Here is a 26,711-nt window from a genome sequence, read left to right on the forward strand (position 1 = left end):
AGCGAGAACACTAATGAATAAATATCTGAAAGAGTATACTTGGTCGAACATAGGAGCCATGCTCAAGAACAATAAATCCTTCCCAAAAGAGGAGGATAAAAACTTTAGTGGAAATCTCGTTGTCATTACCGGAGCCACTTCGGGTATCGGATATGAGACGGCGAAAATCTACGCTTCTCATGGGGCAGATCTTCTCCTCATCAATAGAAACGAAGTTAAATCCCAACAGTTGAAACAAGAAATCGAACAGCGGTACCAGGTAAGTTGCAACTATTTCATTGCTGATTTCTCGCTTTTAGAACAAGTACATGCTGCAGCAACGATGTTAGCCGAGCTTGAACGTGACATTGCAGTCCTCATTCACAATGCAGGAGTTTATAATACGAAGAAACGATTCACAGAAGATTCTATTGAAGAGGTCTTTCAAGTAAACTATCTAGCATCTTTCATTATAAATTACCGTCTCATAGAAAAATTGAAGAATCAAGAATCGGCTCGAATTCTCTATGTAAACTCAGAAGGCCACCGATTCGCCATCGCTGGGTTGAGAACAGATGATCTTCGCTGGGATCATCATCACTATACAGGACTCAAAGGTTATGGATCAGCAAAAACCGCTCAGCTGCTCTCCATGTATAGATTCTCACACTGCTTCACAGGAAGTGGAGTAACCATCAACGCCATGCATCCGGGAGATGTAAGAACAAATATGGGGGAGAACAACGGGAAGATCTATAGATTCTTTAAACACCTGTTGATAAATCCCTCGGCCAGATCTCCCGTTCTCTCTGCCAAAGCACTCTATTACCTGGGTGTTTCTCACGAGGTAGATGGGATTAATGGGAAATTTTTCAATTTCACCACAGAGGAAATCCCAGCTCCCCATGCATTGGATACCATTGTAGCAGAGAAACTTTGGCATATCAGCTTAAAGATGGGAGGACTGCTATGAATCCTGGACACTACGATATGGTAATCGTGGGTGCTGGCCTATCTGGACTAACTGCTGGAGCTTATCTGACGAAAGCGGGATATCGAGTGCTCATATTGGAAAAGAGCCCTTCATATGGAGGATTGTTGAATTCATTCTCTAAAGATGGCTTTGTATTTGATGCCGGAGCGAGATCGATAGAAAATTCGGGTATTATCAAACCCATGCTGAAGGACCTTGATATAGAGCTGAAACTGCTTGAGAGTCGGGTATCAATTGGAATCGAATCTAACATCATTGATATGGAATCCAAACAAAGCATTGACCAGTATCGGCAAACCCTGGAAACCTTATATCCGGAACATAAAGAAGATGTCCAAAAAATTTTCCGTGTAATCGATAAGACCTATCGGGAAATGGATGTAATCTATGGATTCGAAAATCCTGTATTCAAAAATTTCCGTCAGGACAGGCGTTATCTTTTCAAGGAATTACTCCCTTGGATGGGAAGGTTCCTCCTTGCCATATTGCGTATGGAGAGAATGCAAAAACCAATCGAATCGTATCTGGCAGGACTCACTTCAAATCAGAGTCTCGCTGATCTTATAGCACAACACTTCTTCAAACGTACCCCGACCTTTTTCGCTTTGGGATACTTTTATGTCTATCTCGATTACCTGTACCCAAAAGGTGGAACCGGGGAACTCCCTCAAGAGTTAGTAAAAAAGGTTCGTTCACAAGGAGGAGAGATAGTTGTGAATAGCGAGGTGGCCACCATACGACCTGCTGAGAGAATAGTCTCGACAGTAGCTGGACAACAGTACACCTATGATAAGCTGCTGTGGTGTGCAGATTTGAAATCGCTTTATCGTTCTCTGGATACTCGGAATCTGCCATCCGTTGTCAACGACTCAATTGCCCACGAATCGAAAAGGATTTTCGCAAGCAGGGGGGGAGATTCGGTCTTTTCGTTGTTTTTGGGAGTGGACAAACCTCCTAAAGCATTTGCCGATATCACTCATGGACACCTTTTTTATACTCCCAGTAGACAAGGTCTGGGGGAAACCCACCTCTCTGAATTGAAAAAGTTGTTGGCGAAAGGGAAAACAGCATCGAAGAAGGAGATCCTTGATTGGGTTGATAAGTATTGCAGTTTGACAACCTATGAGATCTCAATTCCGTCATTACGTGATGCTGACCTCTCTCCATCCGGAAAGACAGGCTTGGTAGTGAGCTTTTTGCTTGAGTATGATTTGGTAAGACTCGTCTCTGAAACACACTGGTATGATGAATTCAAGCGCTACTTGGAAGAGAGTATGATCAAAATATTAGACAGATCGATTTTTCATGGTCTTCTCAACTCCCCGATAGTCCAGTTTTCCTCATCTCCCATGGGCATCGAGAAACGCTTTGGTAGTAGCGAGGGGGGTATTACTGGATGGACCTTTGAATTGCCCTCTCCAGTGGTAAACAAGCTTCCAAAAATCGCCTCTTCGGTAAAGACGCCCATCCCAGATATCTATCAGTGTGGACAATGGGCTTATAGTCCAGCAGGGATTCCTACCGCAATACTGACAGGATGGTATGCAGCAGATACTATTTGTACACAAGCCAAGAAGAAACAGAAGGCATGACGGTATAGCTACTTGTCTTTGCACCACTTGCAGAATTCGGCATCACCTGGACAAGGATTGGTATGAACCATGACATGACGAACCTTAGGGAACTCCTTCTCTATCCTATCATGAATCTCTTCTGCAACATCGTGAGCTTCATGCAATCTCAGGTGTCGACAGCAACAGATTTCAACTTCGACGTAGAATCCTGCACCAACACTACGAGTTCTCAGTAAATCGATTCGTTGAACGTGGGGATTTGAGAGAATGGCCTGTTCTAAATGTCCCTTTGTAAGATCGTCGACCGATACATCCATCAGTACATTCACCGCAGACTTGAGCACCACCAAAGATGAACGAAGTATAAGCACAGCAATTACAACCGAAGCGACAGGGTCGAGTTCAGGGAATCCCAACCTTGCTCCTACGACGCCAAGAAGAGCTCCAGTGGAGGAAAGAACATCAGCAATATGATCTGAAGAGAGGGCTTTGAGGGAATTCAAGCCCGTACTTGCAGCTTTCCGTTTTGTATAGATATACAAGAAGAGCTTCGTAGCAATGGATACGAGAGCGCCTGCTAGAGGCAATATGGTGGGAATAGGAAGAGCACGTCTTGACCAGATTTGTTTCAACCCACTGTATCCAATACCGATTGCAGTGAAGAAAATCACAATTGCAAGGAGGACGGAAACTACACTCTCAAGCTTCTCATGTCCATACTGATGGTTGCGGTCAGCTTTACGGTCAGAGGCTGCCAAACCTCCCATTACAACACTATAACTTATAACATCACTCAGAGAATTCGCTCCATCGGAAATTAGAGCAGAGGAGTTACCAATGATACCTGAGGCGAGTTTGAGAAAAGAGAGTACGACACTTGCGATTATGGAGATGAGCGAGGTCCTCATCCCTTGTTTGGCATGGTCACTCCTAGTTGAATTCGCCATCGGGGGGCTCCGTTAGCGGGAGTGACGGCCTTTGAGGACTTCCACAACCTCTTCCATCCTAATGTTCTTCTGTGCCAACAACACCAGCATATGGTACATGAGATCAGCTGCCTCACCAAGAAACAAAGATTTGTTGTCGTCCTTCGCCTCAATGACCAGCTCTACAGCCTCCTCACCCACCTTCTGGGCAATCTTATTGATGCCTCGGGAAAATAGATGGTTGGTGTAGGATCCCTCGATTGGATGCTCCCTTCTATCGATGATAACATCCTCCAAATATCTGAGGAATTCACTTGAAGTCATATGCTCAGGGTCATTTGTCTCATCGAAACAAGTGTCTGAACCTGTGTGGCATACAGGGCCAGAAGGTACGGCCTTAATCAGGAGGGTATCGTTATCGCAATCCACGATGATATCCCTGACAGTAAGGAAATTTCCGCTGGTTTCGCCCTTAGTCCACAACTTTTGTCTGCTTCTTGAATAGAAGGTAACCAGACCCCGCTCTTGTGTAATATTGAAGGCCTCTTCATTCATATAACCGAGCATGAGTACACGACGGGTAATAGCATCCTGTACGATAGCCGGAACAAGGCCATTTCCTTTTTTAAAATCTACCTGCATCAATCTTCCTCCACCTCAACGGTTCAGACGTATAGGTATATCATGATTCGCTAAAAAAATCTTCAGTTCAGGAATGTCTATCTCATGAAAATGAAATATCGATGCCGCCAAAGCCGCATCCGCACCTCCAGTGGTGAATACATCCACGAAATCTTCCATCGTTCCAGCTCCTCCGGATGCAATTATCGGAATTTCCAAAGTATCGCCGAATCGCCTAGTCAGATCACATGCGAAACCACCCTTGGTTCCATCATGGTCCATCGAAGTCAAAAGAATCTCTCCAGCACCTCTCTCCTGAGCCTCTATCGCCCATGCGAGGGCCTCCTTCCCTGTCGAGATACGACCACCAGCGACGTAGACTTCCCATCCCTGCTGTCCGTCTTTATCGAAGGTTACATTCGAACGAGCATCGATTGCGCAGACGACACATTGTGAACCGAATTCACGTGCAAGGGAGTCGATGATCGAGGGATTCTTAACCGCCATGCTGTTTATGGAGATCTTGTCGGCTCCAGCTTCGAGTAGCACACCGACATCTGAAATACTGCGGATACCACCCCCAACCGTAAAAGGAATATCGATAACCTCAGAAATCCTTCTCACTAATGCACTGAAGGTACCCCTATCCTCTACTGTGGCGGTGATATCGAGGAATGTAAGTTCGTCGGCTCCTTGTCTTGCATACAGCGATGCCAATTCGACGGCATCACCAGCATCGCGCAAGTTAATGAAGTTGACCCCTTTCACCGTCCTACCGTCACGTACATCGAGGCAGGGAATTATTCGTTTCGCCAACATTTCAAGCTTCCTTCATGGATTGCCAATCGGACAAATCCTTGGGATCGATATAGCCTTCATAGAGAGCCTTTCCAACAATGGCTCCTGAAAGTCCCATGCCACGGAGGATCTCCAAATCCTCAAGACTCCTGATTCCTCCGCTTGCTATCAGATCAATCTTCAATGCCTGTTCTTCCACAGCCTGAAGTACTTCCCGATACAACTCCACCGCAGGACCATTTAGCATACCATCCCGTCCGATATCGGTACTTACGACCTGGAAAAAACCTGCCTTGACATACGATACGACGAAATCCTGTATATGTTGAGATGTGGTAGCAGTCCAACCTGAGACCGCGATCATTCTATCTTTGCAATCGGCTCCAAGTATGAGTCTTTTAGCGCCCCAATTCTCCAAAATTGAGAGGGTTGTTTCCCTATCTTTCGCCGCCAATGAACCTACCGTAGCCATCCATGCGCCGGCTGAAAATACCGCAGCGAAATCCCGGGGTGATTGGAGACCTCCCCCCACATCAATAATCAAATCGGTATCCCGTGCGATAGCTTCGAGCACCTTTAGATTGACTGTATGGCCAGCTTTGGCACCGTCAAGGTCCACCAGATGGAGCCTTTTCAGTCCAGCGTCCACGAAAGCTTTAGCCATCTCCAATGGATCGGTATGATAGACCTGCTTACTCGAATAGTCTCCCATACGAAGACGGACACAGGATCCATCGATAATATCCATTGCCGGGATAGCGGCAAAATGCACCGATGAAAGGGCTTTCCTGCCCCCACTTGATTGAGATGTCACAGGGCGTCCTCCTTGATCTGAAGAAAATTCTGTAGGATTGCCGAACCGAAAGGCCCACTTTTCTCGGGGTGAAATTGGACTCCGCGAAAATTATCCTTTCCTAAGGCCGCACTAAAGGTGGTTGAACCATAGGTGCAACTAGCAATGGTGTGGAAAGATGATGGCACATAATAGGAGTGCACAAAATAGACCCAGGGATTATCATGGACACCTGCAAAAAGCGGATCTGTCGAACATGCTAGCGTATTCCATCCCATGTGGGGTATTTTCAGTTGTTCTTCCTTCTTGAATCTGGTGACGGTGAGATCATACATCCCCAGACAAGTTGTTTGGTTCTCTTCACTAAGGGAACACATCAGCTGCATGCCGAGGCAAATACCGAGAAATGGTTGGGTAAGGGAGAGCAAGACCTCATCCAAATGGGTTTTGCGCAAATATTCCATTGCTGTAGAAGCCTCACCCACTCCTGGGAATATCACCCGCTTGGCATTCCCCAGGACCTTAGGATCATCGCTCACGACGGGATCGACTCCCAATCTATGGAGGGCACATGAGACAGAACGGATATTACCTGCATTGTATTTCACTATGACGACATCCGACATGCTAGAGGACCCCCTTGGTAGAAGGAAGATCGTGGTTCCCCGGATACCGGAATACGGCAGAACGAAGAGCCCTGGCAAAAGCCTTAAACAAGGCTTCTGCCTGATGATGGACATTTCCACTATTCACGGTCATATGCAAATTACACTTTGCCTCATCACTGAAGGACTTGAAAAAGTGCGCAAATAGCTCTGTAGGAAACGTTCCCACGACATCACGTGTAAATTCGACATGCCATACGAACCAGGGACGACCTGAGAAATCGAGAGCTACCTCGGCCAGACATTCGTCCATCGGAAGGATCTCGAAACCGTATCGGTTGATACCACGTTTATCACCGAGAGCTTTACCAATAGTTTGGCCAAGGACGATAGCGATATCTTCAACAGTGTGATGTTCGTCAACTTCAAGATCTCCTTCGCAGTGCAAGCTGATATCAAACCGAGCATGCTTGGAAATCTGCTGAAGCATATGGTCGAAAAATGGCAAGCCAGTGGAAATATGGGAGTCACCACTACCATCGATATTCAACTGCAGAGAGATCTTTGTCTCCTTCGTATCGCGTTGAATAGAGGCTCTCCTAGACACTTCCCCATCCGACTTCAAGAGAACTTGTTCAATCTCATTCCAATCGGTGAATACGAGAGGCTTCACCCCCATTGCATCCGCATAATCGGCAGATACAGACTCTTGTGCAATGACGAACGAGTGTTCCAATCTGGTCGTTCCCATTAGACGATCAAGCTCTTGGGAAGTCGGCTCTACTATCTGGGATACAGCGATTCCCTGGTGGGGAAGAACACGCCCAATTAACTCAACGCGTATGCTCCACTCTTCAGATAAGGGTGACAGAGTATCCAAGAGGATAATCTCGTATATTCCCGATCGAGAAATCGCACACAATGAAGGAAATATGTTCACAGCCCACTGATCCTCTTCCGCCTTTAACTGAAGGGGGAAAGGAAAGACTGGTCCATCCAATGCAATAAACAGTCGTGCAAGTTGCTTCTCGGGTCTATTTTTATCCATGTTAGTTCTCCATGCTCTCCATTGCCGATAACAACGTATCGTTCTCTTGTTTGCTTCCGATTGTGATTCGGACGCAACCGAAGCAACCTCTTATAGTCGAGCGGTTTCGGATAATGATTCCCTGTTGCCGCAACTGCTCGCACAAGAGATTCGGATCGGCAACCCGGAGAAGAAGGAAATTCGCATCGCTAGGGAATACCTTCTCTACAAAGGAAATCTTTTCCAAACGTTCCGATACCCGTGTTCGCTCTCTTCTGATCTCTAGGACAGTCGCTTTCACTTCGTCAGCATGGTCTAGAGCCTCTTCTGCCAGATGCTGGGCTACTCCACTCAAATTATAGGGATATTTTACCTTGTGCATGGCAGAAACAATTTCGGAGTTGGTTACGGCCAGCCCAACACGTACATTCGCCAAAGCCCAGCTCTTGGAAAGGGTTCTCAGCACAACCAGCCTAGGACAACTATCCAACAGTGTTACAGCAGAGGTTTGCTCCGAGAAATCGATATAAGCTTCATCGACCACGGTTATTCCCTTGAAACGTTGGGCTACCATTGCAATCTCTTCCAAAGGAAAACTATTACCGGAGGGATTGTTCGGAGAACAAATGAAAAGCATCTTATGCATCCCCGATTCGGGAGTGCCATTGTTTACTAAGTGACATACTGCATCCATTCTCGGCAAATCGAAAGAAAAGTCATCTTTCAGTTGGCAATGGGAAACCCCGACATCATTAATATGGGCAAAAACCTCATAGGCTCCGTATGTGGGAGACATGAGAAGAATCTTATCCTTATGTGGAGTACAGAATATCCTTATAAGCACATCGATCGTCTCATCGCTACCATTACCAATCACCAGAGATGATTCGGGAATTCCCATGACCGCAGCGATCTTCTTCTTGAGTGAAAGGTGCTGTGGATCCGGATACCGGTTCAATCCACGATCCCCAACAAAATCTCGCCAGTTCTCATTGGCATCCAAAAAAACTTTCGCATCCCCGGTGAATTCATTTCTCGCGGATGAATAGGGAACGAGGGTTGCAATATTAGGCCGCATCAACTCGCGTATGGTGAAGTCATTCATGATTGATCCTTTTTGCTTGCTTCCAATCTAATACGGACGGCATTGGCATGTGCATCGAGCGATTCAGCCTTAGCTAATGTTTCTATCGATGGCCCCAATGAAACTAGACCTTGTTTGGTTATTCTCTGGAACGTGATTTTCTTGAAGAAACTGTCGAGAGAAACTCCACTGTAGGAACGGGCCCAACCGGCAGTAGGCAAGGTATGATTGGTACCTGAGGCATAATCTCCAGCCGATTCACAAGCCCATTGTCCAAGGAAGACCGATCCGGCATTCCTCACCATCTGTTCCAGTTCGACAAAGTCAGCTAGATTTATGATCAGATGTTCGGGAGCATAGGTATTGACCACGAGAGCACACTCTTCAACACTGGTGACGATCACCGCCTTCGCATGACGAAGGGAAGACTCCACAAATGTTTTCCGTGAAAGATTCTCGGCTTGGATCTCAATATTTCTTTCCACTGTATCTACAATTTCGTTGCCTTCTTCTTCCGTACTGGCTAAGACCACCAGGATCGACTGGCTATCCGGGCCATGTTCCGCTTGACTGAGCATATCCGCCGCTACAAAGGAGAGATTGCTATGTCGATCGACCACCACCATAATTTCGGAAGGACCTGCCGGCATATCGATTGCGCATTGTGAAGCTGCTACTTGTTGTTTTGCTTCAGTAACAAATCTATTTCCTGGTCCAAATATTTTATCAACTGCAGGAACCGACTCGGTACCATAGGCAAGTGCCGCGATTGCCTGGGCTCCTCCCGCTGCAACCATCGTAGTCACTCCGGTTATGGAAGCTGCATAACAGATTGCGGGATCGATCGTTCCATCGGAACGTGGTGGCGTTGCAAGAACAACCTTTTCACAACCAGATAGCTGAGCTGGTATCGCAAGCATCAGGACCGTTGAGAATAGCGGTGCGGAGCCCCCAGGGATATAGATTCCCACATGTTCCAAGGGAATGCTCTTACGCCAACAGTATACGCCAGGCTCCGTCTCTACACGTTCATCGGTAGGTTTCTGGGCTTCATGAAACTTCCTGATATTTTGGGCAGCACGATCAATTGCATTTTTGAGTGCTGGATCGACCTTTGCGGCCATCTTCAACATCTCTGATCGGGATACGAGAACAGAGTCTATCACTGCACCATCGAACTTTGCTGCGTAAGAAACCAATGCTCGATCCCCATCTCTGCGAACCGTTTCAATGATCCGAGAGACAGTATCTGAAACTGAGTCTGCCTCCAGCTGAGGACGACAGAGCAACTTACCAATATCGCTCTGTTTTGGTCGGACGATCCTATCGATACGGTCCATACCTACCCCTCCTTTAATCTGCCATCTTTTCTATGGCTGTTACAAGGATACCTTGGGCACCCAAGGCTTTCAACTGTTCCAGGACATCCCAGAACCGACTCTCCTGCACAACACTCTGTACCGCACACCATGACTCATCCAAGAGAGGAGTAACCGTGGGACTCTTCATTCCTCCAATGATTGCAGCCGCCTGGTCCAGATGTTCCTTGGGGAGATTGAACATAATATATTTATAATCATCGGCTCTCATGACAGCATCAACACGGAGCATGAGACGATCCAGAATCGCCCTTTTTTCCATTGACAAGCCGGGATGACCAATCATGATCGCGGTAGAATAATAAATTGCTTCTACCTCCCGAAGTCCATTGCTAGCCAATGTAGCTCCCGTACTCACAAGATCACAGATAGCATCTGCGACTCCGATAGCGGGAGTAATCTCAACCGACCCTGAGATCTCATAGATCCTTGCATCGACTGTAGCCTCCTTAAGTTTTTTGGCAAGTATTCCAGGATAGCTAGTTGCGATCCGGAGCCCCTCTAATGATTTGAGGCCATGATACGGGAACCCCTCGGGTACAGCGATTGATAGCCGGCATTTGGAAAAGCCGAGGTCCTTCAATTCCTCAAGTGGCAAATCCTGTTCATCGAATTCATTGCGGCCTACTATACCGATATCTGCCACTCCATCGTAAACATATCGGGGGATATCGTCGTCTCTCAAGTAGAGGAATTCAATCGGGAAATTATCGGCTTCTTCCTTCAATAGTCGAGAATCAGAACCGAATTTGATACCGCAATCACGAATGATCTTCAACGATTTCTCACTGAGGCGCCCACTCTTCTGTACCGCTATCCGCAATCGTGTTTCCATATCTATTCCTCCAAAATGAATGGTATGCAAGCAAGTTTTCGTTTCCTGCACTCGCTCGACAATCAAAAAAAAACTCCGCGAAATGCGGAGCTGCTACCAGTAGGTTTCCATGCACACGCATTCCATCAGTAATCCGAGGTGTGGTGATGGTGATGGCGTGCAATCATCTTGTTCATGTTCTGAGACTATCTGAGGACTATTGTTGTGTCAATAGCCCTGGTAGTTTACTCGACCTCCACATCGACTGCTTCAATAGTCGCATTGCCTCCACGATTTTTGAAGGCAATAGCCAATATGGCCAACGTCACACCTACGATCAGTACGGTTATTCCTAGTATGGTCACTAAAAGATTGGCGACATCGCGCGGGAAAAGGAACAATATCACCGCAAAGACTAGTGAAACGATTCCCTCGGTGACCAAGGATGCTGCGGGAAAACCTGCCGATTTCACGGCTACTGAATCAATGAACAGGATAAGTGCCGATATGATCAGTTCCACGGCCAGCACATAAATAATTACTGTCCAAGCAGCTTCTCCAGTCGCCAGTGGCATGATTACGGCGAGCATACCGACAACAATACCAAGCACTCCTTTCAGCAGGGTGGAACCATGGTTGAACTTTCCGAAACTATACTTTCCCATCGTGGCAAGGGATGTGATCCCGGTAATTATCGCAAGCAACCCCAAGGCGATTACAAGTATTTGTTTGAACAGATCCTGTCGTACAAGAATAAATATGCCGATAAGGAAAATGACTATGGCTATGATCAATTGTACGATCCAACGACCTTTCGTTTTCATACGGTTCCTCCTGCGATTCGAGGGACGTTGCATTGACTCCCTCTGGACTGCTATAGTGCAAGTATCACCTTTTTCTTCCATGATGTAAAGGAATTACTATGTACGACCACTTGTTCTTTGATGCCGATGGCACACTTTTCGATTTTATGGCAGCAGAAAAATGGGCATTGTCCCAGGTGTTCGAAGAGGTGGGAATACCTGCCAATGACGATGCCATAGCAACATATAGTAGAATAAATAATGGTGTATGGCTCGAGTTCGAGCAGGGGCTCTTGAGTATGGACCGCTTGAAGACTGAACGTTTCAAACGTTTCTTCTCCCAATATGATGTCTCTAAAGATGCAGAAAGGACAGCTCGCCAGTATACCAGCAAACTCTCCCAGTCCTACCATCTTTTCGACGACAGCATGCATGTATTGGAGTCCTTGAAGGCGAGAGGTATACCAATGTCGCTTATCACGAACGGTATATCCATGGTCCAACGCGGTCGCTTGGAAGCCACAGGAACCCGCAAATACTTCAGTGCGATTATCATCAGCGAAGAAATTGGCATACAGAAACCACATCCCTCCTATTTCACCAAGGCTATAGCTATGGCGAAAGCATCTGGAAAGCCAGCGGAAAACCCCCTTGTCATTGGAGACAGTCCTTCAAGTGATATTAAAGGAGGGATAGACGCTGGATTGGATACCTGCTGGATAAATAGATTCGGTATGACGGCAAATCCGGAGATCCGAGCAACCTATGAGGTGGAAAATCTGATACAACTACTGGAACTACTCGACAATCTCAACTAGTTCCACATCGAATATCAAGAGGGTATTCGGTTCTATCCTTGTAGACCCCTCCTCTCCATATCCAAGGTCGGGATGAACATAGAATCGGAAAGAAGAACCTACTGGCATGAGCAACAACCCTTCTCGGAAACCTGGAATCATTGAAGAGAGGTCGAACGTACTGGGAATCCCCCGTATCGAGGCATCTCCTTCCCTTCCATCCAAATAGGTAAGTCGATAGTTAACTTTGACGGTATCATCTGCTTCAGGATGGACACCTTCGGAACTCTCCAATATCTCATATTGCAATCCACTCGAAGTGGTCGTCACCCCTTCCCTCTTCCCATTCACAGCAAGAAAACTTTCCGCATCTTCAAGATTCTTACTAGCCAATTCTTCCAATCTTCTTGCTGCTTCCGTAATCAATTTGTCCTGATACTCATAGAGGACCGTATTCATTTCACTCTCCTCGATCAGAGGAGTCTCCGCAAGACCTGCATCATATGCCCCCCGGGCAAAATAGACGGGATCGAGTCCTTGTACATCACGCATCGCGGTAACCATCAATAGATAGCCATATGTATAGCTAAAACGTTCATCCAAGGTTTCCGGTTCGGGAAGATATTCGACCATGGATTGCTGAATTGGCGATGCTGAGGACTCGGTTTCACTGACCTCGTCAACATCACCAGCAATTGCGGTCTCTTGTGGAGAAGGTTCCGGGTCTTCTTGAACGGATTGTGTTCCAGTGGATTGCATTTGGCCAAGATCTTCCGGAGTACAACTAATTAGTTGAGTAGAGACCAGCGCAATAATGACTAGCGGGATTATCTGTCTAGGAATTTTTCGCTGTAACCATTCTACCATGCATAAACGTCCTTTCCCATAACCCCATTATTAGATGGTAAACGCAAACTTGGCATACGTCCACTATAAAATCAATCGAATACAGAATTACCACGGCTATCGATTCCTACGATGACCGGAAAATCGGCTATTTCGAGGCGAATCAGAGCCTCTGGACCCAATTCTTTAAAAGCAATGGTCTCTTTGGCCAATACTTTTGTCGCATAAAGGGCTCCGCAACCACCAAAGGCAACGAAATAGACACCTTTCAAACGACTGATAGCTTCGACTACAGAAAAACTTCTCGGGCCCTTCCCAATCGTAGCTACTAAGCCCGCTTCCATGAGAGCAGGAGTAAAAGGATCCATACGGGCAGACGTCGTTGGTCCACTCGATCCTATCACCATCCCTTCGGGGGTGGCTGCAGGACCCATATAGTACATAACCTGGCCTTCCAATGGGATCGGTAGAGGTTGGTTCGCTTCCAACAACGTATAAAGCCGCTGATGCACCTGGTCCCGACCTACCAGTACCGTTCCATTCAGGGAGACCTGTTCATAGGCTTTCAGGGTTTCGATTGTTTGTTGGTCCAATGGAAGCTGGATCTTACGCATCAGGCTCTCCTTCAAACTCTACCACTGCTTTTCTATCGGCCCAACAACTGATAGCGACACTCACCGGTAGTCCGGCTATATGGGTAGGCTCATATTCGATTGCGACACCCAAAGCGGTAAGGGGACCACCAAAACCGCCAGGTCCAATGTGCAAATCTTGAATCTTTTTTTCAATTTGCTGCTCCAAATCGGCATACCGGGATTCCCAGTGTGGCTTTCCGACTGGTCTAAAGAGGGCTTTTTTAGCAAGTTGGCCAGAACGTTCGGCGGTTCCTCCGATCCCAATTCCGACAACAATAGGTGGGCAAGGTTTCCCTCCAGCTTCCTTTACCAAGCTAACGACGGTTTCTAATACAGCCTCGGCGCCTGCCGTAGGATTGAGCATACGCATCGCTGAGCAGTTTTCACTTCCAAACCCTTTCAACATTGCCCGAATGGTAAGTCCACTTCCCTGTTTGGGAAACCAATGTATCACAGGAGGAAGGTTCGTTCCCGTATTGGTTCGATCAAATACCGGATCCTGGACCACGGAGTTGCGGAAATTACCCTCTTCTACAGCCTGTTTGACTGCTTCATGCAGAGCATCCTCAATCTCATGCATACTCAGAAGAAGATCGAAACCCATCTCAACGAAGAAAACGACCATACCTGTATCCTGACACATGGGGAGGTTGGTCTCATCGGAAAGCTGTAGATTCCTACCGATCATCCTCAGCACTTCAAGCGATGTCTCATAGGAGGGAATACGTTCATCGTCCTGCTCCAACGTGTTCAGCAGAGCCTCTGTCTGTTGTTCCATCTGCTGCAACCGATCAGTAAGATCCTCTTCCAAATGGGTCCCAGCGTGGAGAAGTGCCTGTTTGACCTCTCTCACGATGCTATTCTTGGAAAAAATCATAATTTTCTCCTCCGTACATCCCTACGCATGGCAATGGTCACCACGATGAAGCCGAAAGCGATTCCCATGATCGCACCGATACCATCTGCAACAATATCGAGAAATTCGAAGCTTCTTCCATAGTGGGGCTGTACTATCTCAATTGCGCTTCCTAAGATTATCGAAACTCCAAAAACGAAGAGCATTCTCCAATTATGAGTGCGAAATACCCGAGACCAAGTTGGCTTTGCCACGTTAGTCACCATCGCACAATAGAGGAAGAATCCCAAGGCAGCATAAGCGAGGGCATGGGCGCCTTTGTCTCGTAATAGACTGAACAAACCTGTCGACACCAGTTTGGAAGAAGGAAGCAGGGATAAAAATACAATTACTGCGGAAACCAAAGGAGTCCCCGCAATTCCGATTGTTCTGATACTCGTAAAGGTACTGACAATCATAAAGCGTCTCCTTGGAAAGCATTAGCCTGCTCCATTTCCGCCCTAAGATCATTGAGGAACCCATTCTTATCGCCGAAATTTCTTGGAGCTGCCAATCTATGAGAGGGTGTATCGCTTATAAAGCGTTGAATTACGATATCTTGGGGTATATGCCGTAAAAGAAGGATGGTATTTGCCACGTGTTCGGCTCGAGATGGAATGTGAAACGGTTGTCTCCTATACTGGTCATATAATCGGGTACCGGCAACGATATGAAGATTATGGATCTTAATAGCCTGAGGATGAGTCTCTCTTAAAACTTTTGCAGTATTGAGAATATGTTGGTCCGTTTCGAACGGAAAACCGAGAATCACATGACTGCTGATCTCCAATCCCGCATCATGAATTCGTGCAGATGCATTACGATAGTCTTCTACAGTGTGACCACGTCCTATCCAACGGAGAGTCTCTTCGTTACCACTTTGCAACCCCAGTTCAACCCAGACCGCATCTACACGATCTTTATATGAAGCCAGAAGTCGTATAACATCATCTCCAATGCAATCGGGACGGGTACTCACGATCAACTCCCTATACCGACCGGTGGATAACGCCAGATCATATAGCGATTGAAGGACTTCGATATCATCGAATGTACTAGTAAAGGCTTGAAAATAGATGCTCTTTTCGCAGCCCGAATAGCGTGAGTCAAGGAAATCTAATCCATGCTGGATCTGGTTTTCCAACGAAGCCTTACGCTGATCCAATGTAATCGGTCTCAGGCAATGGTTCTGGTTGTCGATATTCTCGACAAACCCGCTCTTGCGTGTGTAGCGGCTCTCATCACGACGTTGGTATACAGCTGATGATCCTTTCGCATCACAGTAGATGCACCCTCCAGTTCTGTCATTGCTTCTATTCGGGCAGGAGAAACCTCCATCAAGTCCTACTCTATACACCGGTTTCCCATAGCGTTCTATAAGGTACGGTTTATAGGATCTCCATCGCTCTCCCATCACAAAACCTCAAAGAAAAGTGCCAGTCTGAGATTGTTGTCCAACGCTAAGCCAAACAAAAAGTCGATAGTTGCTGTTGAAAGACCTAGTGCGATAGAACCCGAGTATTCAAGCTCACCAAACCCTCCGAGAGAGCTGAAAGGCAAGCCAGGATTATCATTGTATGGATCTGTGTCACTCAATAATTGCCCAACAAGCAAACCACGAGATGAAACCGTAACCATCGACTGGAGCATGACGGTTGGCATATCTGTTGAGAAATGATGCAGATGTTTCACCCTTGCAAGTATCATATCATCAACCAGTGAGAGTGCGGGATATGAGGGAATACCACGAGACCCACCATAATCGAAATAGGCTGTTTTACGAGGATTTGAAACATGCGACGTCCCAGCATGGGCATCGAACCAGAGTGCATCATTTGCTCCGAGGGATAGAACCTTCTGTAAACGAGTCTCCATCCGGTAACCGAAACGATTGTTGCCCTCTATGGGAGCTTCGGCCAGAAAAGAGAAATCCACTCTTGATCCACTCTTAGGGAAAAACCCGAAAGGAATCGTAGTATAGACACCATCGAAGCGGACAGAAGGAATGAAAGCATCTCTTCCCACTACCTGTTCCCCATACCAGATATAGTCAAAATCGGTTGCCAATTTCAACACATGGTGTGAATTATACCGGTACTCCAGGAAGAACTCCGATATCATCATCCGATCGCGATCTTCCACTCCAGTCAACGCATAGCGAAGATTTAATGGATGGATACCTCCCGTGACATACCCTATCTGTGTCCCTAATTGAATATTTGGAGTCAAACCGTATTGGAGTTTGCTTGAGATGGTAATGGCATCGGATGCGGCGAAAAGTACTTCAAGAGAAGAGGAAGAATCAAATAATTGATTATTGGTGTACCGTACAGAGAAGTCGGGCAACATACGAAATTGAGATTCATTCGAAGAGGTCCATGCGTATGATACGGCAGCGTTGAGCCCCGCAGATACTGAGGAACGTTTTGGCTCGAATTTTCGTGTTTGGATCTCCAAGTTTCCCCGTACCGTATCGGATTTACCCAAGAAAGCATCGGTATAGTCATAGGCAACCGTAGCATACCCTCCATCGATTCGTAATTCCTCGAACAATCCACGCAGCTTCCGCTTGCTCACGAGGTCGAGTGGCTTTCCCACGAATTGATCGAACTGTTCCAAATTGAATGTTTCTTCATCTTGATAAGAACCAACTGTTCGATGGGAAACCGAGTTCACATAGACATCAGGAAGAGTAAAATAAGCTCCGTAGCGATCCGGATCCAATGGCGCCAACGTTCGGAATGCACCAATTTTCTGTGCAAGAGTCTGGATATCTTCGTGTCTGGATATGGCTGTCGCCTCTCCAACTGCAATAATCTCGTCGACTGCCGCGAAATCGAGAATATCATGTTGATCTAATTGTGGTTCGATAAGTAGATCGGCATCTGTGCTTTGGTATACCACCGTATTCTTGGTGAGGATAACGATCAATTGTGAGAGGATATCGGTCAAGGACTCCATCTCTTCGGCTTCGATAGTATAGTCTACAGCATTCACATCAACCGCAATGACGATATCGGCTCCCATATCGCGGGCAAGATGGACCGGCATGTTGTCTACCAGTCCACCATCAATGATCAGACGACCATCGGTCGGATAGGGAGTAAATACCACGGGGATGGAAATGCTGGAGCGGATTGCAGAGACTAACGATCCTTCGGAGAAAATGACCCTTTCTCCAGTCACCAGATCGGTTCCTATGCAACGGAAGGGAATGGCAAGTTCATCGAAATCATCTATTGGTGAAACACGAGAAAGTGAATCATTGAGCATACTGAGAATCCTTTGATCTCCGATGATTCCAGAAGCTCCCCCAAGGCCTTCACTATCGAAACCAAGGACAAACAGGTTGTCACGATCCCTTCTCAGAGGAGCCGGTTCGGGACGAAGTGGAGGAAGAGCTGCAAGAGCAAACAGTTCCACCATATTGTAGGAGGCAATGAGACGTCTCATATCTCCTGGTGAATACCCTGCTGCGTAGAGTCCTCCAACAAGGCTCCCCATGCTTGTTCCAAGAACCATATCGATCGGTATACCTACTTTTTCAATAGCTTCAATTACCGGTATGTGAGCAAATCCTCGAGCACCACCTCCAGAGAGGACGAGAGCGATCTTCGGATATGATTCGCTAGCATCATCTCGACTACCGTAGACTTGCATACCGATGAATTGGTCTCCAATAATGATTCCTTTCTGCACAGGTATTTCATCTGCATGTATCAATCCAATTGATGAAAGAATCAATAGGAGCATGTAGAGGATGAGCAATCGTAGGTTTTTGGAACTATTTCCCATTTCCTGAGACTTCCCCTTGCGCTATGCCCAGAACCGCTCCGATTATCGAGGGATTTCCATTCGAGAACGCAGCGCTGTCCATCTCTTTCTTCTGAGCCAACTGTAACCTATCCACATGGAGCATACCATCACCACAGGCTATGGCAAAACCTTTCTTCTTTATCCTACCGAGTACCGTTCCGGGTTGAACATCTGTTTCAATCGGTTCGTTGGATAGGTCAAAAAGAGAGCCATGTACTGCTGTTATGAATAGTGTCTTGTCTCCAAATGTCGTATATGCGCGTGGCCAGGGTTGGAAAGCTCGTACCATGCAGTGGATTTCCCGTGCACTCTTACTCCAATCAATTTCTCCATCGGCTTTAGTCAGCATCCGGGAAAAGGTCGCTTCACGCTCATCCTGCTGTCGTTCCACCAATGAACCATCACGCCATTTCTCGAGAGTGCCGACAATGAGATCGGCAGCTAGCGGGGCAACCAATTCTCCCAAGGTCGTCGTCGTTTCGGTTCCATCGAGATCTATTTCGGTACTGGAGAGGATATCCCCGCTATCGATCTGCGCGACTATCCTTTGGACGGAGATACCAGTTTTTCGCTCTCCATGGAGAAGTGCGAATTGGAGAGGAGAACTTCCTCGATACTTGGGTAACAGTGATGGGTGAATATTTATGGCCCCACACTCGAACAGAGCGAGAAATTTGGGTCCGAAATAGTGCCCACATGCGAACGATATAAGGAGATTGGGTCCCAAGTCAGAAACACTTGCACGGGAATCTGCTCGTAGTCGATCATATTGCAAGACCGGGATGCCTAACCTTTGGGCTTCAACCTTCACCGGGGGAGGCTCCATATGTCGTCCTCTACCCGTTGGTTTATCGGGATTTGTGAGCACTCCCACAACAGTGAAATTCTGCGACAAGGCTTTTAGTGCAGGCACAGCTATATCGGGATTACCGGCAAACAGTATCCGCAATTCGGGACATGACATGATCAATTGTCCTTCTTGCGGCGTTTGTTTCGTCTGTTGTATGAAGCTACCAGTTTCTCTCTCTCTGCCTCTTCCATTCTATCTATGAACAGCACACCATTGAGGTGGTCATTCTCGTGCTGTATGACTCGGGCAAGCATTCCCTCGGCATGGAGGATAAAGGGTTTCCCCTTGATATCCTGGGCTTGGACAGAGATCTTTATCGGCCTTACAATATCATAGTACATACCGGGAATGCTCAAGCATCCCTCTTCATAAGCACCCTGTTCTTGACTGGTTTCAATGATTTCGGGGTTTATGAAAACCATTCGCTCACCCGGTTTTCTCGTGTCAACAACGAACAGTCGACTGGGCACACCTACTTGGGGCGCCGCCAAACCGATACCGTCCGACTCTTCCATGGTCTCGAACATGGCATCGACGAATATCGCCAGAGCGTTGTCGAAGGTAGATATCCTTTCTGCCTTCTCACGCAATACTTCTTCACCTAACGTATAGATATCCAACATGCTCCAATAATACCGACAAAAGCATGGTACCGTCAATGTTACAGCATCTGCAATGGATCCAAATCGATCTCCAGATAGATAGAAGAAGGAGTCTTGTATTGCTGATGGACAGCTGTAGCCACTTGCAATAGACGAGCTGGATTCGTAGAACGCAATACCAGATGGTGACGCCAATTTCCGGCAATCTTCTCGATGGGACACGGCGCACTGCCTAAGATATCGGGAATATCCTTTTTATCCCCATTATCCACATATGCAGATCCCATTTCCTGCAATAATGATTCAATCATGCTATGTAAGTCTACCATAGCCTTTACAGTCTTCTCCTTGCTCCTTCCCCGGACAACAAAATTGACCAACCGGGTAAAGGGAGGAAATGCGGTGTCCTTTCGAGCTGACAGTTCCTCACTATAGAAAGTTTGAAGATCGTTCTGAGTCGCACACATAATCGCCCTATTATCGGGATGGTAGGTCTGTACGACCACTTTACCTGCATTATTGTATCGCCCAGCACGTCCACTGACTTGCAGAATGAGGGAGAAGGTTCTTTCCTGAGATCTGAAATCGGGGAGATTCAGGGAACTGTCGGCAAGCACGATACCAACCAGATCGACTAAAGGAAAATTTAATCCCTTCGCAACCATCTGTGTACCCAAAAGGATATCAATAGAGCCATTCTTGAACTCGGAAAGAACTTGGGCTACCCGCTGCTTGTCTTTTGCGGAATCGGTATCCAATCTTGCTATATGGGCGAGCGGAAAGAATTGCTTGACCTCGTTCTCTACCATCTCTGTTCCGAATGTACCATAACCGACATCGACCGAATTACACTCAGGACAGACAGAAATCGGTTTTCGTGAGTATCCACAATAATGGCAGACCATCCGGTTTTCCTTTTTATGGTAAGTGAGAGAGATACTACAATGGGGACAAGTCATCTCATAACCACAGGAATTACAGTGGAAGAAATGGGAAAACCCCCGTCTATTAAGGAAGAGGATCACTTGTCGTTTCATATCCAGCGTTTGTTTCATCATCTCCAATAATTTTCGAGAGAGTAGACGCTGTTCACCCAACATATTCACTACAGTAATCTTAGGTGGAGAGCCTCCCCCAACTCGTTGTGAAAGGACATGCTTGCATATCCGGCCCTCCTCCATCATGTGCCATGCTTCAAGAGATGGGGTGGCACTACCCATGAGAAGGAGAGCATTGCTGTCTGAAGCCCGTTTTTGTGCGATCTGACGAGCATGGTAGCGGGGGGAGTTTCCCGCCTTGTAGGAATTCTCGTGCTCCTCATCGATTATTATAAGACCTAGATTCTCGAAAGGGGCGAATACAGCACTTCTAGCACCTATAGCCATCTCCACCTCGCCTCTTTTAATTTTCCTCCAGGCTGTCAGTCGTTGTGAGGGTGTCATACCCGAATGGAGGATAGCGACTCGATTCTCGAACCGTTTGGAAACCTGTCTAGCCAACTGATGGGTCAAAGTTATTTCGGGAACAAGATAGATTACCTGTTTTCCCTGCTGAATAACCTGTTCAGCAACCTGGAGAAACACTTCGCTCTTCCCCGATCCGGTAATCCCGTAAAGATAATGTAGCTGTTCTTTGCTAGATAGGATAGACGTTATAGCCTCCCGTTGCTCCTCCGATAAGTGTTCAGCAGCTACAGCAAGTTCCTGCCCGTCGATTGGCATAAGCGGAGGATCGACATCACGTCGGCCTCCCGGTATCATTCCGCTGAGTGCTTCTCCCTCCGAGCAGAGATAGAATCGAGCCATCCACTGGGCGAGGAGAATTTCCCGCTCCCCATAGAGTGGTTCTTTATCGATCATTCGCTTTATGGGTTTAATGGTATAGCGAGTCTCTTCGATTCTATCGAGACATGCCACCACATATGCGGTAACTTCACGATTACCAAAAGGAACTACAGCCCGCATACCAACCTCACAGACCATATCTTCCGATATCGCATAGGTAAATCGCTGTTCGAGTGGGTTGCTCAGAACCACTTGGGCAAACATGGCCTTGGTATCCATGCCTATGCCTTCGTTGTTGCGATGGGGATATCGATCAACTGTGCTACCCGCTTAAGATCCTCCCAGACAGGCTTCCTCAAATCGAGGTTTCTCAAAACTGCAGCCGGATGGTAGGTCACCACTACGGGAATCCCCTCATGCCGATAGATTGTGGAACGCATGGTATGGAGAGCATGGTCACATTGGAGAAGATAATTCGCCGCGACTTTTCCCACACAGAGGATTACATCGGGTTTGACCAAGGAAATCTGTCTTTTAAGGTATGGGATGCAGGCATTTGCCTCCGCTGGATGGGGATTCCTGTTTTGTGGTGGACGACATTTGACGATATTAGTGATGAAGACATCTTGTGCACGGTTCAAATGTATTGCATTAAGCCAAGAATCGAGATACTTTCCAGCCTTTCCGACAAATGGTTCCCCCGAAGCATCTTCATCTGCTCCAGGGCCTTCTCCTATCACCATAAGGCGAGCATTGGCCATGCCAACTCCAGGAACTGCATGATTTCTGGTTTCACTTAATGGGCAGAGCGAACAGGATTCCACCATGCGGACAATTTGAGGGAGCGTAGCATGCACCAGAGGATCTGTTGAGGAATTTTCAGTATGGATAACTAACTGCTCAGCACGCTGTAAAAAATCGGGCTTGGCTTTTTTCTGGAATGCTCCATCAGCCTCTTTAGGATTAGGTGTGATGAAATCTTGCACTTCATCAAAAAGCGTCCACACCTCTTCGAGTACCGTTTTTACTGTCTCCCTGCGATCTTCCACAGATACCTCTTCATGTTGGCTCATCATAATCTATCCTATAGAGATATAATCCGTCAGGGGGCGCGGTCTTTCCGGCTTGACGACGGTCTTTCGATGCCAGTCTCCTAACAAACTCTTCAACTGGATCTCCCCTCTCTCCTAATTCTATCATGGTTCCAACCATGGATCGTACCTGGTGCATCAAAAATGCATTGCCACTTACCGTGTATACTAAAAGTTGTCCTCCCCAGCGAGATTGCTCAAGATGGAAGTCACTGGTGTATAGATCCCGGACCTTACTGTGGCTCTGGTCGGCGACCGCACCGAAAGTCCTGAAATCATGGGTTCCCACAAGAGTCTGGGCATATCCATTGAGCAGATCCAAGGGGGGGAATTTCCGCAACCGATAGACTCGATTTCGATCGAATGGGCTATAGTCGTGGTATTCCTTACAGTAATACCGGTATTCTCGTCGTATTGCGGTAAACCGGGCATGGAATGTATCACTCACCTCACTACTGGAGAGAATGCGTACATCTTGTGGGAGCAGTTTGTTCAAGGCCAATGCGAATATGTCAGCTGGTATGCTTTGGTTAGGGGTATCGAAATGGGCTACCTGTCCCAGAGCATGTACTCCCGAATCTGTCCTCCCAGAACCTTGGACATGGATTCTCACTCCAATTATTTTTGCAAGAGCCGTCTCAATTTCCTGTTGGACGGTCCTATCAACCTTCTGCCTTTGCCAACCTGCGAACTGAGCCCCATCATAGGTTACCAGCAACTTGATTCTTCGGTAACCTGGCGAAAGGGAAAATTCGGTAGGCCTTCTCCAATCAGAGCGAGCCATCAAAATCCTCCAAAACCACGAATGCAATGGCAAGATCCTTCTCATGGGTAAGCGATAGATGGACCGAACAGGAGTCGAGGCAGAGCCTATCCTTCACCTCTTGTAAAACTACCAGGGAAGGTTTTCCTACGGAATCGACAGTAACAGAGATTTCGCTGGGAGAAATTCCTCTGAAACCTGTTCCCAAAGCCTTAACAAAAGCCTCTTTTGCCGCAAAGCGGGAGGCAAGGTATTCACTTCTCAGCAGACCTTCCAACTCCAAAGCTTCCGTTACCTCGGTTGCACTGAACATCCTTTTCAGCACATGGAGGGTCATCCGCTGAGAATCCATTCTATTGATTGCTACAGCATCGATTCCGATACCACGTATTTTTCCCACGATCACTAATTCGTACCACCTGCATTCACTTCTTCGCCTACACTATCCGATTGCCCCTTTTTTTGGAAGAAGACCCGCACGATATCGGGATCGGTGGAGAAGGATACTTCGATATCGACATAGGATGTATGAGCTTCAAGAAGTACAGGGACGCCAGTAACTCCATCCTCGGAAACAACAGAGAAGTCTGCGATAGCTTTGATTGCTGTAGGATCGATCATCCCGATATACCGTTCATCGGCACGAATCAGCAGGGAAACTGACTCAGGAATCGTGCTGGTGGCTTCATAGCCATCAGGCATCGTAACATGAAGAGGGATCTCCACCGTTCTACTATCAAGAGTGGCATAGTTGACCACTACAAAGACCGATATTGCCATAAGGAGAGAGAATACTTTAATCGGCCAATCCTCAAGCAGGGACCTCCACATCTTATTCAGCTTCATCTGCAGGTACCTCCGTCATGTCTTGTGGAGTGATATCGTGATAACTGAATAAAGCCAATAGCATCCTCTTTACTGTGGGACTATCCAGATCATAATAAAGATTCGCATTATAGGTAAGACTTATGGCTCCGGTCTCTTCCGAAACCACGAGAACGATGGCATCTGATTCCTCCGCCAAACCCAAGGCAGCCCGGTGACGGGTACCGAAGCTTTTTTTGATATCGGTCTGTTCACTCAAAGGTAAATAACAACCTGCTGAGAGAATCTTCCCCCCTTGGACCACCATAGCGCCATCATGCAATGGCGTATCATGATCGAACACGGTAAGGATGAGTGCCGATGAAAGGTCGGCATTCAAACGGGTTCCGGAATCGAGGACGTTCTTGATACCCAGATGGCGGGTAAAGACAATAAGTGCACCACGATTTTTAGATACCAATACATTGCAGGCGTTGAGAATGATATCGATCTGCTCTGCAGTCGTCTGAGTACCCATCCTGAACAGCCTGCTACGACCGCTGAACAATTGGGTAAAGGCTCTTCTCAATTCGGGTTGGTAGACTACACAGATGAATATGACAGCCGGAATTGTTAAATATCTGTAGATCCAAAGGAAGGTCTCTAGGTGAAGCAAGCGAGAAAGACTATAGACCGCTATCAGCACAAAGACGATCCTTGCAATCTGTTGAGCTTTTGTCTGCGCTACAGCCTTATGGAAACGATAGAAAATATAGGTAAGCGTCCCTATCTCTAAGATAGGACCAAGTACGCTCCATATGCTGTTCATTATATTGGCAAACATCTAAACCCCTTGCCTCTTTTATTCTTCATCGGAGACCCAATCCAATGTCCGTTGGACTGCTTTATTCCAAAATAGGATTTTCTCCTTACGTACAGATTCTTCCATTGCCGGTACCCATCGGGACTTCTCTTTCCAGTGTTTCGCGACCTCTTCGAATGATTGCCAAAACTTGCTAGACAATCCAGCTGCGTATGCCGCTCCAAGAGCTGTGGTTTCCACCACTTGGGGTCGGATTACCGGAATTCCCAGTAGATCGGCTTGGAACTCCATAAGTGGTCTACTATTGGTAAGTCCCCCATCGACCTTAAGGACCTCCATCTTGATCTTGGAATCGGCCTCCATGGCATCGAATATATCCTTCGTCTGGAAAGCTGTCGACTCGAGGGCTGCCCGGCAGATATGGGCGGCGGTCGCATATCCGGTAAGTCCTGCAATGACTCCACGCGCATCGCTACGCCAATAGGGAGCGAATAAACCACTGAAAGCTGGGACGATATAGACTCCTCCACAATCGGGAACAGATTCGGCAAGTGAATCCACCTCTGGTGCACTCTTTACAATCTTGAGATTATCTCTCACCCATTGTACCAATGATCCTGCAACAGCGATAGATCCCTCCAATGCATACATGGCCGGCTTTCCGGCTTCCCGATATGCTACAGTAGTCAACAATCCCCTGCTCGATACGGTCGGTTTCTCTCCCGTATTCACCAGGAGGAAGCAACCTGTCCCGTAGGTACTCTTACCCTGTCCTGCAGAGAAACAGGCTTGACCGAAAAGAGCTGCCTGTTGGTCTCCAAGGATACCACAAACCGGTACCTGACCCTTGAAAGGACCGTCGGGGACCGTGTTACCATACACTTCCCCAAAAGAGTTCACAATACGAGGTAAACTCTGTTTGGGTACATTGAATATCCCCAAAAGCCAATCATCCCACTGAAGGGATTCGATATCCATAAACATGTATCGTGATGCATTGGTCACATCGGTAACCACCACACCCTTACCTGCTCCTCCAGTGAGATTCCAGACCAAAAAGGTATCGACGGTACCGAAAACGACCTTCCCACTTTCGGCATCCTCCCTTAGCCCTTCAACATGATCGAGCATCCACACAATCTTAGATGCTGCAAAATAGGGGCTGGGAATCAAACCCGACTTGGCCTGCAGCTTTTGAACATCTGCCGTTGTCTTCAATTTCTCTATGAATTCAGAACCGCGCAGATCCTGCCATACAATCGCATTATATCGGATCGTTCCGGTCTCCGGCTCCCACGCTATGACCGTTTCACGTTGGTTGGTTATACCTATGCCAGACAAATCCTTATTGGTAGCCCGTACTTTGAGCAAAGTCTGTTCTATTACTTGGACACAATTTTTCCATATCTCCTGTGGATCGTGTTCTACCCAACCGGGTTTTGGGAAAATCTGGGTATGCTCAATTTGGTGGGAGGCTTTCGGTGCTCCCGACTGATCAAATAGGATGAATCGTGTACTTGTCGTTCCCTGGTCCAACGCTCCAACGTACTTCACAAGGGCCTCCTCATCTCGTGGACATCATGCTACAGTATAGCTGGAAACGGAAAA

At 47.1% G+C, this 26,711-nt stretch carries 28 protein-coding genes; 3 read left to right on the plus strand and 25 right to left on the minus strand.

The features are described from left to right. Positions 1 to 13: 13 nt before the first annotated feature. Both ACODJP_RS09755 and ACODJP_RS09760 read left to right on the plus strand, forming a co-directional pair. Complete coding sequence (locus tag ACODJP_RS09755) at positions 14 to 952, plus strand: SDR family NAD(P)-dependent oxidoreductase (protein ID WP_422480963.1); 939 nt, start codon at positions 14 to 16, stop codon at positions 950 to 952. Then, positions 949 to 2,565, plus strand: a complete 1,617-nt coding sequence (locus ACODJP_RS09760; RefSeq protein WP_422480965.1) for a phytoene desaturase family protein — start codon at positions 949 to 951, stop codon at positions 2,563 to 2,565. The genes ACODJP_RS09755 and ACODJP_RS09760 overlap by 4 nt, the downstream gene beginning before the upstream one ends. 8 nt (positions 2,566 to 2,573) lie before the next feature. Here the strand turns inward: ACODJP_RS09760 and ACODJP_RS09765 are convergent, their stop codons facing one another. The 10 genes from ACODJP_RS09765 to ACODJP_RS09810 form a co-directional block, all read right to left on the minus strand. After that, positions 2,574 to 3,494, minus strand: a complete 921-nt coding sequence (locus tag ACODJP_RS09765; RefSeq protein WP_422480967.1) for a cation diffusion facilitator family transporter — start codon at positions 3,492 to 3,494, stop codon at positions 2,574 to 2,576. Positions 3,495 to 3,506: 12 nt separating this feature from the next. Further along, the gene (gene hisIE, locus ACODJP_RS09770; RefSeq protein WP_422480969.1) at positions 3,507 to 4,115 is read right to left on the minus strand and encodes a bifunctional phosphoribosyl-AMP cyclohydrolase/phosphoribosyl-ATP diphosphatase HisIE; all 609 of its coding nucleotides are present in this window, start codon (positions 4,113 to 4,115) and stop codon (positions 3,507 to 3,509) included. Positions 4,116 to 4,130: 15 nt separating this feature from the next. Beyond that, complete coding sequence (gene hisF / locus ACODJP_RS09775; RefSeq protein ID WP_422480971.1) at positions 4,131 to 4,913, minus strand: imidazole glycerol phosphate synthase subunit HisF; 783 nt, start codon at positions 4,911 to 4,913, stop codon at positions 4,131 to 4,133. 1 nt (position 4,914) lies between these two features. Then, on the minus strand, positions 4,915 to 5,706 hold the full coding sequence (locus ACODJP_RS09780) for a HisA/HisF-related TIM barrel protein (RefSeq protein WP_422480973.1): 792 nt from the start codon (positions 5,704 to 5,706) through the stop codon (positions 4,915 to 4,917). Beyond that, a complete protein-coding gene (hisH, locus tag ACODJP_RS09785) occupies positions 5,703 to 6,311 on the minus strand; it encodes an imidazole glycerol phosphate synthase subunit HisH (protein ID WP_422480975.1) in 609 nt (202 codons plus the stop codon). The genes ACODJP_RS09780 and hisH overlap by 4 nt, the downstream gene beginning before the upstream one ends. Before the next feature lies 1 nt (position 6,312). Beyond that, positions 6,313 to 6,897, minus strand: a complete 585-nt coding sequence (gene hisB, locus ACODJP_RS09790; RefSeq protein ID WP_422481184.1) for an imidazoleglycerol-phosphate dehydratase HisB — start codon at positions 6,895 to 6,897, stop codon at positions 6,313 to 6,315. Between the two features lie 442 nt (positions 6,898 to 7,339). After that, the gene (gene hisC, locus ACODJP_RS09795) at positions 7,340 to 8,422 is read right to left on the minus strand and encodes a histidinol-phosphate transaminase (protein WP_422480977.1); all 1,083 of its coding nucleotides are present in this window, start codon (positions 8,420 to 8,422) and stop codon (positions 7,340 to 7,342) included. Continuing rightward, a complete protein-coding gene (gene hisD / locus ACODJP_RS09800; RefSeq protein ID WP_422480979.1) occupies positions 8,419 to 9,741 on the minus strand; it encodes a histidinol dehydrogenase in 1,323 nt (440 codons plus the stop codon). The genes hisC and hisD overlap by 4 nt, the downstream gene beginning before the upstream one ends. 13 nt (positions 9,742 to 9,754) lie before the next feature. Next, on the minus strand, positions 9,755 to 10,615 hold the full coding sequence (gene hisG, locus ACODJP_RS09805) for an ATP phosphoribosyltransferase (RefSeq protein WP_422480981.1): 861 nt from the start codon (positions 10,613 to 10,615) through the stop codon (positions 9,755 to 9,757). A 224-nt stretch (positions 10,616 to 10,839) separates the two neighbouring features. Continuing rightward, on the minus strand, positions 10,840 to 11,418 hold the full coding sequence (locus tag ACODJP_RS09810; RefSeq protein WP_422480983.1) for a DUF308 domain-containing protein: 579 nt from the start codon (positions 11,416 to 11,418) through the stop codon (positions 10,840 to 10,842). Between the two features lie 98 nt (positions 11,419 to 11,516). Between ACODJP_RS09810 and ACODJP_RS09815 the strand changes: the two genes are divergently transcribed. Beyond that, entirely contained in the window at positions 11,517 to 12,215 is a 699-nt protein-coding gene (locus tag ACODJP_RS09815; protein ID WP_422480985.1) for a YjjG family noncanonical pyrimidine nucleotidase, read from the plus strand. Here ACODJP_RS09815 and ACODJP_RS09820 read toward each other — a convergent pair. From ACODJP_RS09820 to glpK, 15 genes are all read right to left on the minus strand, one after another. Continuing rightward, positions 12,195 to 13,061, minus strand: a complete 867-nt coding sequence (locus ACODJP_RS09820; protein WP_422480987.1) for an FKBP-type peptidyl-prolyl cis-trans isomerase — start codon at positions 13,059 to 13,061, stop codon at positions 12,195 to 12,197. The two genes, ACODJP_RS09815 and ACODJP_RS09820, sit on opposite strands and share 21 nt — an antisense overlap. A gap of 71 nt (positions 13,062 to 13,132) precedes the next feature. Beyond that, the gene (locus ACODJP_RS09825) at positions 13,133 to 13,654 is read right to left on the minus strand and encodes a FumA C-terminus/TtdB family hydratase beta subunit (protein ID WP_422480989.1); all 522 of its coding nucleotides are present in this window, start codon (positions 13,652 to 13,654) and stop codon (positions 13,133 to 13,135) included. Next, positions 13,647 to 14,552, minus strand: a complete 906-nt coding sequence (locus ACODJP_RS09830) for a fumarate hydratase (RefSeq protein WP_422480991.1) — start codon at positions 14,550 to 14,552, stop codon at positions 13,647 to 13,649. The genes ACODJP_RS09825 and ACODJP_RS09830 overlap by 8 nt, the downstream gene beginning before the upstream one ends. Continuing rightward, positions 14,549 to 14,989 (minus strand): VanZ family protein, encoded by a 441-nt coding sequence (locus ACODJP_RS09835; RefSeq protein WP_422480993.1) that lies wholly within the window; start codon positions 14,987 to 14,989, stop codon positions 14,549 to 14,551. The genes ACODJP_RS09830 and ACODJP_RS09835 overlap by 4 nt, the downstream gene beginning before the upstream one ends. Next, a complete protein-coding gene (locus tag ACODJP_RS09840; protein WP_422480995.1) occupies positions 14,986 to 15,984 on the minus strand; it encodes a TIGR01212 family radical SAM protein in 999 nt (332 codons plus the stop codon). Before ACODJP_RS09840 ends, ACODJP_RS09835 begins: the two co-directional genes overlap by 4 nt. Next, the gene (locus tag ACODJP_RS09845; RefSeq protein ID WP_422480997.1) at positions 15,984 to 18,365 is read right to left on the minus strand and encodes a patatin-like phospholipase family protein; all 2,382 of its coding nucleotides are present in this window, start codon (positions 18,363 to 18,365) and stop codon (positions 15,984 to 15,986) included. The genes ACODJP_RS09840 and ACODJP_RS09845 overlap by 1 nt, the downstream gene beginning before the upstream one ends. Further along, entirely contained in the window at positions 18,355 to 19,350 is a 996-nt protein-coding gene (gene fmt / locus ACODJP_RS09850) for a methionyl-tRNA formyltransferase (protein ID WP_422480999.1), read from the minus strand. Before fmt ends, ACODJP_RS09845 begins: the two co-directional genes overlap by 11 nt. A 2-nt stretch (positions 19,351 to 19,352) precedes the next feature. Beyond that, positions 19,353 to 19,859 (minus strand): peptide deformylase, encoded by a 507-nt coding sequence (gene def, locus ACODJP_RS09855; RefSeq protein ID WP_422481001.1) that lies wholly within the window; start codon positions 19,857 to 19,859, stop codon positions 19,353 to 19,355. Positions 19,860 to 19,897: 38 nt separating this feature from the next. Next, positions 19,898 to 21,901, minus strand: coding sequence for a replication restart helicase PriA (priA, locus tag ACODJP_RS09860; protein ID WP_422481003.1), 2,004 nt, complete (start codon positions 21,899 to 21,901; stop codon positions 19,898 to 19,900). A gap of 2 nt (positions 21,902 to 21,903) precedes the next feature. After that, positions 21,904 to 22,698, minus strand: coding sequence for a uracil-DNA glycosylase (locus tag ACODJP_RS09865; RefSeq protein ID WP_422481005.1), 795 nt, complete (start codon positions 22,696 to 22,698; stop codon positions 21,904 to 21,906). Beyond that, the gene (gene truA / locus ACODJP_RS09870) at positions 22,682 to 23,497 is read right to left on the minus strand and encodes a tRNA pseudouridine(38-40) synthase TruA (protein ID WP_422481007.1); all 816 of its coding nucleotides are present in this window, start codon (positions 23,495 to 23,497) and stop codon (positions 22,682 to 22,684) included. Before truA ends, ACODJP_RS09865 begins: the two co-directional genes overlap by 17 nt. Then, a complete protein-coding gene (gene acpS / locus ACODJP_RS09875) occupies positions 23,484 to 23,876 on the minus strand; it encodes a holo-ACP synthase (protein WP_422481009.1) in 393 nt (130 codons plus the stop codon). The genes truA and acpS overlap by 14 nt, the downstream gene beginning before the upstream one ends. A gap of 5 nt (positions 23,877 to 23,881) precedes the next feature. Further along, positions 23,882 to 24,322 (minus strand): hypothetical protein, encoded by a 441-nt coding sequence (locus tag ACODJP_RS09880; protein ID WP_422481011.1) that lies wholly within the window; start codon positions 24,320 to 24,322, stop codon positions 23,882 to 23,884. Next, positions 24,309 to 25,124, minus strand: coding sequence for a diadenylate cyclase CdaA (gene cdaA, locus ACODJP_RS09885; RefSeq protein WP_422481013.1), 816 nt, complete (start codon positions 25,122 to 25,124; stop codon positions 24,309 to 24,311). Before cdaA ends, ACODJP_RS09880 begins: the two co-directional genes overlap by 14 nt. Before the next feature lie 18 nt (positions 25,125 to 25,142). After that, complete coding sequence (gene glpK / locus ACODJP_RS09890; protein ID WP_422481015.1) at positions 25,143 to 26,657, minus strand: glycerol kinase GlpK; 1,515 nt, start codon at positions 26,655 to 26,657, stop codon at positions 25,143 to 25,145. Positions 26,658 to 26,711 lie beyond the last annotated feature (54 nt).

This window comes from Pleomorphochaeta sp. DL1XJH-081 (assembly GCF_049310885.1).
Taxonomy (GTDB): Bacteria; Spirochaetota; Spirochaetia; order Sphaerochaetales; family Sphaerochaetaceae; genus CAYZJV01.